This is a genomic window from Faecalibacterium sp. OF03-6AC, from assembly GCF_003478175.1.
In the GTDB taxonomy this organism is placed as follows: Bacteria; Bacillota; Clostridia; order Oscillospirales; family Ruminococcaceae; genus Faecalibacterium; species Faecalibacterium taiwanense.
Genome location: NZ_QUEN01000004.1, coordinates 202,625 through 214,961, shown reverse-complemented (window position 1 = coordinate 214,961; position 12,337 = coordinate 202,625). Strand labels below are relative to the sequence as shown.

The following is a 12,337-nucleotide window of genomic DNA, read 5'->3' as shown; positions in this document are numbered from 1 at the left end:
TTTCACGCCCTCATTCGGCAGGGGAATACATGGGGGCAATGATGTTTTTGTTGATGCGGGCGTAGAAGCCAAGGCTCAGCAGGACACTGATGATCTCAGCGATGAGGAAGGCCCACCAGACATTGTTGACATTGCCGGTCTGTGCCAGCAGCCATGCGGCCGGCAGCAGCACGAACAGCTGACGGCAGACCGAAACGATCAGGCTGAACACACCGTTGCCCAGTGCCTGAAACACCGAGCTGAGCACGATGCTGGCACCCGCCAGCAGGAAATGCAGGCAGATGATGCGCATGGCCGGGATGCCAATGGCCAGCATGGCATCACTGGCCGCAAAGATGCCCAGCACCTTATCCGGCGCGAACTGGAAGATGCAGAAACCAATGAGCATGATGCACTCGGCATAGCAGACTGCCAGCTTGATGGTTTTTTTCACGCGGTTCGGTCTGCGGGCACCGTAGTTGTAGCTGATGATGGGCACCATGCCGTTGTTCAAGCCAAAGATGGGCATGAACACGAAGCTCTGCAGCTTGAAGTACACACCGAACACCGCCACCGCCGTGGCCGAGAAGCTCATGAGGATCAGGTTCATGCCAAAGGTCATCAGGCTGCCCACGCACTGCATGGCAATGCTGGGCAGGCCCACCGTGTAGATGCGGCCAATGGCCTTGGCACTGGGGCGGAAGCCCTTGAAGCTGATCTGGATATCTGGGTTCCTGTTCAGGTTGAAGAACAGGGTCATGCCTGCGCCGCAGAACTGGCCGATGACCGTTGCCACAGCTGCGCCGGTGGTACCACTGAGGGCCTCACCGCAGTAGCCAAAGATGAAAATGGGGTCCAGAATGATGTTCACCACTGCACCCACCAGCTGGCTGATCATGCTCAGGTAGGTGCGGCCGGTAGCGGCCAGCAGCTTTTCGCCCATGGTCTGGGTGAAAAGGCCCAGACTGAAGATGCAGCACACCGAAAGATACTGGATGCCCTGCTGCGCAATCGCCGCATCACTGGTCTGTGCATAGAAATAGGGCTTCATGCAGGTAAGGCCAATGACGAGGAACACCACGAAGCTGCACAGCGAAAGAAAGATGCCGTTTTTCGCCGTGGCATTGGCGCGGCTCTGGTTCTTTTCGCCCAGACTTTTGGACAGCATGGCGTTCACGCCTACGCCGGTGCCCACGCCCACAGCGATCATCACATTCTGCAGCGAGAAGGCGAGGGACACAGCGGTGAGGGCGCTTTCACTCACATGGGACACGAACACCGAGTCCACCACGTTGTAAAGCGCCTGCACCAGCATGGAGATCATCATGGGCACGCTCAGCTTGACCAGCAGAGGGTTGATCTCCATGGTGCCCATAATGTTTTCCCGCGTTTGGGCGGGAGAGGTTTGGGGTTGCTTTGTTTCCACGTTTGCTCCTTTTGACATTGGGATTCAGGTGATATGGCAAGGCCGCTGCCGAATAACTCCTTCCGTCAGCGCTGCGCGATGCCACCTCCCTCAATGAGGGAGGCATTGGCAAAATCAGAAACTTCATTATACTGCCAAAGGCTCCCTCTCCGAGGGAGCTGGCACGGCGGGAGCCGTGACTGAAGGAGTAAAACAGTCGCCGTTGCCCGAAACGTGGGCAGGGTGCCGGAGCACCCTACCCACGAATCATCGCTGTTTTATTTTGAAGTGCCCGGGCGGTCAGCCAAGGTTCTTCTCCTTGGCGGCGGCTGCGTCCAGGATCATCTTCACGCAGGTCTCGCGGCCCAGAGCAGCGTTGATGGCCAGATCATAGTTGTGGGCATCACCCCAGCGGTTCTGGGTGTAGTAGTTGTAGTAGGCAGAACGGTTGCGGTCGGTCTTTTCCACCTCGTCCTTGATGCCCTTTTCGTCCTTGGCCTTGACCAGAGGATTGATCTTTGCGTATTCCAGCCGCCACTCCTTGGGGGCGTACACGAACACGCGCAGCACATCCTTGCGCTCACGCAGCACATAGTCGCCGCAGCGGCCCAGGATCACGCAGGGGCCTTCCTCGGCCAGCTGCTTGATGATGCGGCTCTGAAGAATGAACACCTGATCGCCCAGCGGCAGCTCATTGCCCATGGTGTACAGACTGTACAGCAGGCTGTGAGTATGCCGTTTTTCACTGGCGGCAACAGCTTCTTCCGAAAGACCGGAGTGCTTTGCTGCCATGGTGATCAGCTCTTTGTCGTAAAGCTTGATGCCCAGCGCATTTGCCACATCTTCAGCGATGTAGCGGCCGCCCGTGCAGTATTCACGTCCCAAAGTGATGATCGTCTTTGCCATAATGTGTTCCTCCTATGTCTTGATCTATAGCCCAAAGGCTTTGGGTCTGGCCGGTCATTCCGCCGGCTTTTCCTGTGCCTGGGAAACAGGTTGCTCCGGCATGGGGCGCGGCTTTGGCAGCCGCACCTCCGCCACGCGCATGGCACCGGTCTGGTCCACTGCATACACGCTGCAGCGGCAGCCTGCGGCCATGATCTTTTCCGGGAAGCGGATGCCGCCCTCCGGCGTGCGCTCCATCCGGCAGAAGCTGCGGTGGGCGGTGGTGGCGTGGGCCACACCGTCGTGGCACGCACAGGCCACCCAGCCGGAAAAGCCTTCCGGCAGCGGGTCCTTCACACCGCGCTGCTCAAAATAGTAAACGTCTGCCGTCTCGCCGGGCACCAGCTCGCAGCGCATCCGCAGCGGACGGTTGGCTGCAATATCGCGGGGTTTTGCCCGCAGTGCGATGGCGCGCCCGGTAAAGTACCGCATAAAGTCCACCAATGCCATGGTGCAGTTCACTGCGCCGTTGGAATCTGCGGTGGGGTCGTTCAGCAGCACATAATCTGCCATTACGGCATCGTCGTGGCCAAAGCCGCGCAGGCCCATCCAGACCCGCACCGGGTCCCGCTGGCCGCGGATGCGCCGCTCCACCTGCACTGCCACACAGCAGTCATCGTGGATCTGGGCACGCAGGTCGGCAAGGTCCATCCATGCCTGCCAGCAGGGGTAGCCGCAGCAGCCGGCGGCAGCAGCCGCAAAGGCCGCATTGGCGGTGGTGCTGTGGGCCATGTCCTCCATCACATAAGCCACTTCTTCGGGCAGGACATCCTCGCCCCAGCAGTTCATCAGTGCCGCCATGACCAGCGGCAGATCCATGGTGCGCCCAAAGCTGGGATCGTGGGCCGCAAGGCAGTATTCCGGCAGATAGAGCTGCCGGTTCAGCGGGTGGCCGTTGTGCTTCTCCCACGCCAGCGGCCGCACTGCCGCGGCCAGCAGGCGCACTGCGGGCGAGACCTTGTCATCGTTGGTGGAAAGGTTCACCTGCAGCTGCACGCCCGTGCCGCCGCCGGGCGTTGCCACGGTCACGGTATCGCCCATGAGGAAGATCATGCCGTCGTCACTCTGGGAATTGCAGCTGCAGCGGGGGTAGCCCGGTGCCCACTTGCCAAAGCTCATCCAGCCGGTCCAGTTTCCTCCGGCATATACCCGGCAGCGCACCTCCACCATGGTGTTGTGGGGCGCAAAGGCGTTCCAGCTGACATTCAGGTTGCAGAAGGCCGGCATGGCAAATTCCGGCGTGGTGTAGCTGCCGTATTGCAGGCAGCGGCCCGCCACGCTGTCCAGCACCAGCGCGCCGCCGTCCAGCGCCACATTGTCCAGCTGCCCGCGGGAGAAGGTCTCGGTGCCCTGCAAAACCAGATTATTCCGTTGTTCCATGGAGCACCTCTCCTTTGCGGAAGTTCAAATTTACTCTTCGGTGTCGTCGGTGCTTTCGCCGTAGTCCTCTTTGAGGGCGGCTTCCAGCTCGGCATCCTTCATTTTGCGGATGCTCTCCTCAATGTGGAACACCTTTTCAATATCGCCGTAGATGATCTGGCAGGATACTTCGGTCACGAACCAGAAACCGAAGATCAGCATGAGCAGCAGGCCCAGCGGCATGCACAGGATCACCACGCCCCAGAACAGGATCTGCACGATGGCCGCCGCCAGTGCGTGGGGCAGGAACGCGATCATGCAGTTGATGCTGTTTTTCACGGTCAGGCTGAAGGGCTGATCCAGCAGCACCACCTGCGGCCACATGTAGGCGAACAGCATCTGGAAGATGAGCAGGTTCAGCACCGTGGCCACCCACAGCGGCACGCCCACATTGGTGCCCTTGCTCAGCATATTGAAGCAGAAATACACAAGGAAGATCTGCGCCGTGACCACCACACAGTAGAAGATGCCCGGCGCAATGCTGGCCTTGAAGTTGCGCTTGAAGGCACGGCGATAGGTCACCCACCAGTAACCGGCTTCGTCACGCAGGGCACGCAGCACGGTATCGTACATGCCGGCCAGCGCAGGCCCGGCCAGAATGCCGCCCACCGCAGCGCTGATAAGCATGACCGGCAGGCTGTTTGCCAGAAAGCCGATGTACACCAGACAGATCACCGGCAGAAAGCCGATGCAGGCCAGCAGGTTTGCAAGGAACATGCCGTTCATATCACGGCCCACAAGCTCAAAAAAGCGGCCTATGCCGGTCTTGCGGGGAGCATCCTTTTCAACGCCCTTACCGGCCTTGAAGTCATTTGCGGAAGGAAATAAACCCATGTTCGTATGGTACCTCTCTCTTCATCCATTGGGCCGGCAGAAAGCATTTCGTGCAGAAAGTGCCATTGTGCTGGCTTTACAACTATAAATATACCCGCATTTTGTCAATTTTGCAAGACCGCAGATCCTCCGATTTGTAAAAAAAGTGTTATTTCTCCCCTTTTTACAAAAAGTGTGATACAATGACAATGGCATATTTTGCCGAAGGGAGGAAAACACAATGAGTATTTTTCGCACGATTGCGATGTTTATCTACTTATTTGGTTATATGATCGTCCATTATGGCGTGCTGCGCCGGGCGGAACGCGCTCTGGCTGCAGGCGACATGCAGCTGGTGGAAGAGCTCGTCAACAAGCATATCCCGCACTGGAGCCGGGGCATTTTAAAGGTGACCGGCGTTTCCTTGAGCGTGGAGGGCCTTGAGAATATCCCCAAAGATACGGCCTGCGTGTTCGTGGGCAACCACCGCAGCTACTACGACATCCCGCTTTTGCTGGCCAGTCTGGATAAGCCCCACGGCATCCTTGCCAAGGAAGAGCTGGAAAAGATCCCGCTGCTGAACCGCTGGATGAAGCTGCTGGGCTGTGTGTTCGTGCAGCGCGACGACCTGCGGGCATCCGTGCGCGCCCTGAACGATGCCACTGCCATTGTGGAGAGCGGCAAGAGCTTCGTCATTTTCCCGGAGGGCACTCGCTACAAGGGAGAAGAGGGCGGTGCCGGTGAGTTCAAGGCCGGTGCATTCCGCATTGCCGTCAAGACCGGCGCACCGGTGGTTCCGGTGGCCATTACCGGTGCACGTGCCCTGTTTGAGAACAATGGCAACCTGTGCCATCCGGGCAGCGTGCATATCAAGGTGCTGCCGCCCATCCGGACCGAAGGCATGAGCAAGGCCGAGCAGAAGCAGCTGCCCGACGCTGTGCGTCAGGCCATTCTGGCACAACTGTAAATCAGAACTTGGAGGAAACTGCCCCATGGCAAGCTACCGTTACGAACGCGATATCGACCCCAAAGACCTCCAGCCCCGCAAACAGCGCCAGTACACCCGCAAGGAACGCTGGGCCAACTGGTGGGACTACAATCTCAAGTGGGTCATCATCATCGGCATCATCGTGGTGTTCTTCGGCTACAACTTCATCGGGCAGTATTTCTTTACCGTCCATGCAGACTATAACGTGGCCGTGGTGGCACCCCACTACCTGCCGGAAGCCACCCAGACCGCCCTGCAGGATGCGCTTGCCGCCTACGGCGAGGATCGGAACGGTGACGGCAAGGTGGTGGTAAAGCTGAACCTCTACACCATGGACTTTGGCAACGAGGACTCGGATGCCTACCTCGACATGGCAGGCACCACCAAGCTTTCCACCGACATTCAGGGCGCGCTGAGTTCCATCTTCATCCTGTACGACCCAGCCGGGTTCCAGCAGACCACCGGCACCCTGCGCTACCTCGACGGCAGCCTGCCGCAGTCCGACGCAGACAGTGACTGGTGGAACATGGTCTACCGCTGGACCGACTGCCCGGTGCTGACCGGCCTTGATCTGGGCGATTACGCCTCCGATGCCGTGCAGAGCGAAAGCGGCTCCAGTCAGGAGCTGCTCAGCCAATACTACATCGGCATCCGCGGTGCATGGAACAAGGACTCCGCCGGCCTGCTTGAGGGCGGCGAAGAACTGTGGAACAAGCTGACCGCCGGGGCTGTTTCTACCGCCAGTGCAGAGGGCTGAGCCATGCGGTTCCGGGTAAAGCGCGGCGGGCCTGCCGCCGGGTTCACATTTGACCGCACAGCAAAGCCGGTGCAAAGGCCAGAGCCGGAAAAGCCGGTCTCCCTTGCACAGGCGCTGGATAATCCCTATGGGAGATATTACGGCAAAGCCCGCAGCAGGGAAGAACTGCTGAAAAACAGATAATATGCAAATAGAACTCCCCCAGTCGCCTTCGGCGACAGCCCCCTCGGGGATGGGGCCCTTGGCAGAACCGGAAACTTTTCCGCTTTGTCAAAGGCTCCCTCTTTGAGGGAGCTGGCAAACCCGCAAGGGTTTGACTGAGGGAGTTCGTTTTCTATTTTGTTCTTTTTACACATATCTGATTTGAAATATTCTCCCCTTTGAAACGCCGGAGGTTTTGTTGTTTCTCCGTCCCAGTTATGGTATACTTACTGGGTATCTATTATCTTGATGGTATTTATCATACATACAAAAGGATGTGAACCCATGGACGCACTGGAACAGGCGCGCGCCGAGATCGACACGGTGGATGCCCAGCTGGCTGCGCTGTTTGAGCGGCGGATGGCCGCCGTGCTGCAGGTGGCCGAATACAAAAGAGCCCATGGCCTGCCCGTTTACGATGCCGCCCGCGAGACGGCAGTGCTGGAAAAGGCTGCGGCCCGCATTCAGGACCCGGCCCTGCGGCCCTACTATAAAGACCACGTGCAGAACCTGATGGACGTGGCAAAGCAGTACGAAGCCGTGGTGCTGAGCCAAAACCGCGCTGCCTATCAGGGCGTAGAGGGTGCCTTTGCCCACATTGCCCTCCGGGCGCTGTTCCCCCACGCCGAGGCTGTGAGCTATCCCACCTGGGACGAGGTGTTTGACGCGGTGGAACGCGGCAATGCTGCCCGGGGCGTCGTTCCCTTTGAGAACAGCCATGCGGGCGATGTTTCCGCCGTGCTGGATCTGTGCTATAACCATCCGGCGCTGTGGGTGGTGGATGTGTACGATCTGCCCATCTCCCAGAATCTTCTGGTGCTGCCGGGCACAAAACTCGACCAAATCAAAAGCGTCTACAGCCACCAGCAGGCCATCGCCCAGAGCGAGACCTTTTTAAGGCAGTTCGGCCTGCCCGCCACCGCCATGGCCAACACCGCCATGGCCGCAAAGTTCGTGGCCGAAAGCGGTGACTCCTCCAAAGCGGCCATTGCAAGCGTGGAGACAGCGGCACTGTACGGGCTGGAGGTGCTGGTGCCCAGCATCAACACCGACGGCGACAACACCACCCGCTTTATCGTGCTCAGCCGCGAAAAGCCTACCGGCGGCAACCGGTTCTCGCTGCTGTTCACGGTGGACAACAAACCCGGCAAGCTGGGCGAGGTGATCCAGATCATCGGTGCCAGCGGCTTCAATATGGAGTCCATCAAGAGCCGGCCCATGCCTCATGTGCCGTTTGAATATTATTTTTACGTGGAGCTGGTGGGCGACCCCACCGCCGACGAGACCGCCGCGCTGCTGCGTGAGCTTGACCGCACCTGCCGTACCGTGCGGCTGTTAGGAGTGTATACCAAATGAGTGAATTTATCGGAACCAAGCTGACCATGAATCTGGGCGAGCGCAGCTATGACATCATCGTCAAGAGCGGCTCGCTGGAAAACCTGTACCAGTTCGCCCGGCTGGACCGCCGGGTGGCCGTTGTGACCGACAGTGGTGTGCCCGCACAGTACGCCCAGATGGTGGCCGACCAGTGCAAGGATGCCCACATCATCACGGTGCCGCAGGGCGAAGCCAGCAAGAGCTTTAAAATTCTGGAATCCGTCCTCAAGCAGATGCTGGAATTCGGCATGGGCCGCGGCGATCTGGTAATCGCCGTGGGCGGCGGCGTGGTGGGCGATCTGGCCGGTTTTGCCGCTTCCATCTACATGCGGGGCATCGACTTCATCAACTGCCCCACCACCACCCTTTCCATGATCGATTCCTCCATCGGCGGCAAGACCGCCGTGGATCTGGGCGATACCAAAAACATCGTGGGTGCCTTCTGGCAGCCCAAGCTGGTCATCGTGGATCCGGACACCCTTGCCCCCCTGCCCCGCCGCCACTTCATCAACGGTCTGGCAGAAGCCGTCAAGGCAAGCCTGCTGGCAGACCCCGAGCTGTTCGCGATCTTTGAAAATGGCGACGTGGATGCCCAGATCGGCGAGATCATCTGCCGCAGCCTGCGGTTCAAGAAGAACATCGTGGAGCAGGACGAGACGGAGCAGGGCATGCGCAAGGCCCTCAACTTCGGCCACACCATCGGCCACGGCATCGAGGCCGTCAAGGGCATCAAGGGCCGCCGCACCGTGGGCCTTTACCACGGCGAGTGCGTGGCGCTGGGCATGCTGCCCATGATCGAATCCAAGGCACTGCAGAAGCGGGTGCGCGCGGTGTACCGCCGCCTCGGCCTGCCCACCCGCACTACTTACGATAAGGAAAAGGTGCTGGCAGAGATGCTGCACGACAAAAAGGCACAGAGCGGCCAGATCACCATTATCAAGGTGCCGGGTCTGGGCTGCTGGCGCGCCGAGACCATCCCGGTGGAGGGCCTGCGTCCCCTGCTGGGCATTGAGGAGTAAGCCATGAAAAATACATTCGGCAGCGACCTTTCGCTGACCATTTTCGGCGAGAGCCATGGCCGCGCCATCGGCGCGGTGTTGGACGGCATGGCCGCAGGCCTGCCGGTGGACGAGACTTTTCTCGCCGCCTGCATGGACAAGCGCCGTGCCCGGGGCGACGGCCTGTCCACTCCCCGGGTGGAGGCAGATGCCGTGCAGCTGCTGTCCGGCGTGGTGAACGGCCGCACCACCGGCACCGCCATTGCCCTGATGATCGAAAATACCAACACCCGCAGCGGCGATTACGCCAAGACCGCAGACCTTCTGCGCCCCGGCCATGCAGACTACACCGCCTACGCCAAGTACCACGGCTTTCAGGATGCGCGCGGCGGCGGGCACTTCTCCGGCCGGGTGACGGCCGCCTTTGTGGCGGGCGGTGCCATTGTGCTGAGCGCACTGCACCGTGCGGGCATCGACATCACCACCCATATCGCAGAGTGCGCCGGCATTGCGGACACCCGCTTTGCACAGGATGATGCCGCACAGCTGGCCGCGCAGGTGGAAGCCCTTGCCAGCAAGCCCGAGGGCTTTGCGGTGCTGGATGAACCCGTAGAAGAACCCATGAAAGCCGCCATCCGTGCCGCCGGAGCCGAGGGCGACAGCGTGGGCGGGATGCTGGAAACCGCCATCCTCGGCCTGCCGGCAGGCATCGGTGAGCCCTATTTTGACAGCGTGGAAAGCGAGATCGCACATCTGGCGTTCTCCGTCCCTGCCGTCAAGGGCATCGAGTTCGGCACCGGCTTCGGCTTTGCCGGGATGCACGGCTCCGAAGCAAACGATGCTTTCCGCATGACACCGGAGGGTGCGGTGGTGACCGCCACCAACCACAATGCGGGCATCAACGGCGGCATAGCCAACGGGATGCCGGTGGTGTTCCGCACCGTGGTCAAACCCACACCCAGCATCTACAAGCAGCAGGATACAGTAGACTATCTTGCCAAAAAGGACGCACAGCTGTCCATTCAGGGCCGTCACGACCCCTGCATCGTGCCCAGAGCCGCCATCGTGCAGACCTGCGCCGCCGCACTGGCTGTGGGCGACCTGCTCACGGCACGCTACGGCGTGGCATGGATGACCCACCCCACCAGCTTCCGGAAGGAGGACGAGTAAAATGGAATACGGACTCATCGGCGCAAAACTCGGCCACTCCTACTCCAAGATCATCCACGAGATGCTCTGCGGCTACCACTACGACCTGTGCCCTCTGCCCACCGAGGAAGAGGCCCGGGCCTTTCTGGCAAAGCGGCAGTTCAAGGCCATCAATGTGACCATCCCCTATAAAAAGCTGGTGATGGAATACTGCTCCTACATCGACCCGCGGGCCAAGGCCATCGGGGCGGTGAACACGGTGGTGAACAAAAACGGCCTGCTCTACGGCTATAACACCGATTATATGGGCTTTGCCCACCTGTGCGATGCCCACGGCGTGAGCTTTGCAGGCAGAACCGTGCTCATTCTGGGCACCGGCGGCACCCACAATACCACCAGCGCTGTGGCCCGGGACAAGGGCGCGGCAAAGGTGCTCACCGTCAGCCGCCATCCGGACCCGGAAAAGGGCGAGCTGAGCTATGCCGAGGCCGTTTCCAGCGGGGCGCAGATCGTGGTAAACACCACCCCGGCGGGCATGTACCCCAATGTAGGCGTGTGCAATCTGGACGTTGCCGCCATGCCGGACCTCGAGGCTGTAGTGGATGTGGTGTACAACCCCGACAAGACCGAGCTCATCCTCCGCGCCGAGGAAGCGGGCGTGCCGGTGGCTGTGGGCGGCCTTGAAATGCTGGTGGCGCAGGCAGTGTATGCCGCAGAATATTTTCTGGACCGCAAGTTTGAGGATGCGCCGGTTGAAATTCGGCGCATCACCGCCGCACTGCGCCGAGATATGCTGAACATTGCCCTGATCGGGATGCCCTCTTCCGGCAAGACCACCCTCGGCAGGATGCTGGCAAAGAGCCTTGGCCGTACCTTTGTGGATCTGGATGAGGAGATCGTAAAGACCGACGGCCGCAGCATCCCGGATATCTTCGCAGCCGAGGGCGAGGACGGCTTCCGCGCCCGGGAGACCGCCGAGACCCGCCGTTTCGGCAGGGAGGGGCGGCAGCTCATCTCCTGCGGCGGCGGTATCGTGAAACGGCCCGAAAACCTGCGGGCGCTGCACCAGAACGGCATCATTCTGTTCATCGACCGGCCGGTGGATGCGCTGGCCGTGGGCGGCGGCAGGCCGCTTTCTTCCAGCATGGACGCACTGCGCCAGATGGAAGCACAGCGCCATCCGCTGTATCTGGCAGCGGCAGATGCCGTGATCCCCAACAACGGCACACTGGACGAAGCCCTGCGTGCCGCTATGGAGGCATTGGATGAAATTTTTGATTCTTAACGGCCCGAACCTCAACATCATGCGCTGGTCGGAGCCGGGCGTACCCGGTGAGCTGGATTATAACGCCATCATGGACTATGTGCAGGCAGGCTGCGAACAGCTGGGCATTGAGACCGACTGCTGCCAGTCCAACCACGAGGGCGACCTCGTGGACGAAATTCAGGCCGCAGCGGGCCGGGTGGACGGCATCGTGCTGAACCCTGGTGCCTACGCCCACTACAGCGTGGCCATTCTGGATGCGCTGCGCCTGTGCGGCGTACCCGCCGTGGAAGTGATACTGCACGCCCCGGACGAGCGGGAGCCCTTCCGCAAGATGGATGTGGTATCCTTCGGCTGTCAGGGTCATTTCATCGGCGAAGGCCCGCAGGGCTACCTGCACGCCTGCATCTATCTGGCCCAGTTGCTGCGCACCGACGGCTCCAGCAAGGCGCATATCGTGATGTAAAAGGATGAACATGGGCAGCGGGCTAGCCCTCTCCGTCATCGCTACGCGATGCCACCTCTCCCAAAGGGAGAGGCCTTGGCAGTACGGCAAAGTTTCCGGTTTTGCCAAGGGCTCCCCCTTTGGGGGAGCTGGCGCGAATGCGCCTGAGAGGGCGAGGCCGCTGCCGTAGAGGAAGCTGTCCATGAAACATGCAACTGTAAATAAAAACAATAAAATGCTTGGCACAGCGCGCACATTACGCCGTAATCTGACCCCACAGGAGCACAAGCTCTGGTATGTGTTTCTGCGTGATTATCCTGTAAAAATCTACAAGCAGCGGATCATTGAATCCTTTGTCGTTGACTTTTACTGTGCACAGGCACGGCTTGTGATCGAGCTGGACGGTTCCCAGCACTATACCGAGCAGGGCAGGGCTTACGATGCAGAACGAAGTACGGTCCTTGAACAGTATGGACTGCTGGTTCTCCGTTTTGCAAACAATGATGTAGACAATCATTTTGATGCCGTCTGTGCGCAGATTCACAGCACCATTCAGCACAGGCTTCCATCTTAAAACAAACAGGAAAGGAACAAACT

At 59.9% G+C, this 12,337-nt stretch carries 13 protein-coding genes; 9 read left to right on the top strand and 4 right to left on the bottom strand.

The genetic code is table 11. The features are described 5' to 3' along the window. Nucleotides 1–10: 10 nt before the first annotated feature. The 4 genes from DXA66_RS06635 to DXA66_RS06620 form a co-directional block, all read right to left on the bottom strand. Nucleotides 11–1,405, bottom strand: coding sequence for an MATE family efflux transporter (locus tag DXA66_RS06635; protein ID WP_118527711.1), 1,395 nt, complete (start codon nt 1,403–1,405; stop codon nt 11–13). 279 nt (nt 1,406–1,684) lie between these two features. After that, on the bottom strand, nt 1,685–2,290 hold the full coding sequence (locus tag DXA66_RS06630) for an AAA family ATPase (protein WP_005943500.1): 606 nt from the start codon (nt 2,288–2,290) through the stop codon (nt 1,685–1,687). 54 nt (nt 2,291–2,344) lie between these two features. After that, on the bottom strand, nt 2,345–3,709 hold the full coding sequence (locus tag DXA66_RS06625; protein ID WP_118527709.1) for a hypothetical protein: 1,365 nt from the start codon (nt 3,707–3,709) through the stop codon (nt 2,345–2,347). Nucleotides 3,710–3,739: 30 nt separating this feature from the next. Next, entirely contained in the window at nt 3,740–4,582 is an 843-nt protein-coding gene (locus DXA66_RS06620) for a DUF624 domain-containing protein (RefSeq protein WP_118527707.1), read from the bottom strand. A gap of 220 nt (nt 4,583–4,802) precedes the next feature. Between DXA66_RS06620 and DXA66_RS06615 the strand changes: the two genes are divergently transcribed. The 9 genes from DXA66_RS06615 (at nt 4,803) to DXA66_RS06575 (ending at nt 12,314) form a co-directional block, all read left to right on the top strand. Further along, entirely contained in the window at nt 4,803–5,528 is a 726-nt protein-coding gene (locus tag DXA66_RS06615; protein WP_118527705.1) for a 1-acyl-sn-glycerol-3-phosphate acyltransferase, read from the top strand. 25 nt (nt 5,529–5,553) lie between these two features. Then, nucleotides 5,554–6,306: a hypothetical protein gene (locus DXA66_RS06610; protein WP_118527703.1), complete on the top strand. Its 753-nt coding sequence runs from the start codon at nt 5,554–5,556 to the stop codon at nt 6,304–6,306. A 3-nt stretch (nt 6,307–6,309) separates the two neighbouring features. Continuing rightward, entirely contained in the window at nt 6,310–6,489 is a 180-nt protein-coding gene (locus DXA66_RS06605; protein ID WP_005943509.1) for a hypothetical protein, read from the top strand. A 303-nt stretch (nt 6,490–6,792) separates the two neighbouring features. Beyond that, the gene (locus DXA66_RS06600; RefSeq protein ID WP_118527701.1) at nt 6,793–7,863 is read left to right on the top strand and encodes a bifunctional chorismate mutase/prephenate dehydratase; all 1,071 of its coding nucleotides are present in this window, start codon (nt 6,793–6,795) and stop codon (nt 7,861–7,863) included. Next, on the top strand, nt 7,860–8,903 hold the full coding sequence (aroB, locus tag DXA66_RS06595) for a 3-dehydroquinate synthase (protein ID WP_118527699.1): 1,044 nt from the start codon (nt 7,860–7,862) through the stop codon (nt 8,901–8,903). Before DXA66_RS06600 ends, aroB begins: the two co-directional genes overlap by 4 nt. A gap of 3 nt (nt 8,904–8,906) precedes the next feature. Then, a complete protein-coding gene (gene aroC / locus DXA66_RS06590; RefSeq protein WP_118527697.1) occupies nt 8,907–10,052 on the top strand; it encodes a chorismate synthase in 1,146 nt (381 codons plus the stop codon). Nucleotide 10,053: 1 nt separating this feature from the next. After that, nucleotides 10,054–11,316 carry a shikimate kinase gene (locus DXA66_RS06585; RefSeq protein ID WP_118527695.1) on the top strand — a complete coding sequence of 421 codons (1,263 nt, stop codon included), beginning with the start codon at nt 10,054–10,056 and terminating at the stop codon, nt 11,314–11,316. Next, entirely contained in the window at nt 11,297–11,761 is a 465-nt protein-coding gene (locus tag DXA66_RS06580; RefSeq protein WP_118527693.1) for a type II 3-dehydroquinate dehydratase, read from the top strand. Before DXA66_RS06585 ends, DXA66_RS06580 begins: the two co-directional genes overlap by 20 nt. Nucleotides 11,762–11,942: 181 nt before the next feature. Next, entirely contained in the window at nt 11,943–12,314 is a 372-nt protein-coding gene (locus DXA66_RS06575) for an endonuclease domain-containing protein (protein ID WP_118527691.1), read from the top strand. Nucleotides 12,315–12,337 lie beyond the last annotated feature (23 nt).

Coding starts and splice junctions, on each gene's coding strand:
- aroB (WP_118527699.1), top strand. CDS start 7,860: ATGAGTGAATTTATCGGAACCAAGCTGACCATGAATCTGGGCGAGCGC.
- DXA66_RS06630 (WP_005943500.1), bottom strand. CDS start 2,290: ATGGCAAAGACGATCATCACTTTGGGACGTGAATACTGCACGGGCGGC.
- DXA66_RS06585 (WP_118527695.1), top strand. CDS start 10,054: ATGGAATACGGACTCATCGGCGCAAAACTCGGCCACTCCTACTCCAAG.
- DXA66_RS06615 (WP_118527705.1), top strand. CDS start 4,803: ATGAGTATTTTTCGCACGATTGCGATGTTTATCTACTTATTTGGTTAT.
- DXA66_RS06620 (WP_118527707.1), bottom strand. CDS start 4,582: ATGGGTTTATTTCCTTCCGCAAATGACTTCAAGGCCGGTAAGGGCGTT.
- DXA66_RS06600 (WP_118527701.1), top strand. CDS start 6,793: ATGGACGCACTGGAACAGGCGCGCGCCGAGATCGACACGGTGGATGCC.
- DXA66_RS06625 (WP_118527709.1), bottom strand. CDS start 3,709: ATGGAACAACGGAATAATCTGGTTTTGCAGGGCACCGAGACCTTCTCC.
- DXA66_RS06605 (WP_005943509.1), top strand. CDS start 6,310: ATGCGGTTCCGGGTAAAGCGCGGCGGGCCTGCCGCCGGGTTCACATTT.
- aroC (WP_118527697.1), top strand. CDS start 8,907: ATGAAAAATACATTCGGCAGCGACCTTTCGCTGACCATTTTCGGCGAG.
- DXA66_RS06575 (WP_118527691.1), top strand. CDS start 11,943: ATGAAACATGCAACTGTAAATAAAAACAATAAAATGCTTGGCACAGCG.
- DXA66_RS06580 (WP_118527693.1), top strand. CDS start 11,297: ATGAAATTTTTGATTCTTAACGGCCCGAACCTCAACATCATGCGCTGG.
- DXA66_RS06610 (WP_118527703.1), top strand. CDS start 5,554: ATGGCAAGCTACCGTTACGAACGCGATATCGACCCCAAAGACCTCCAG.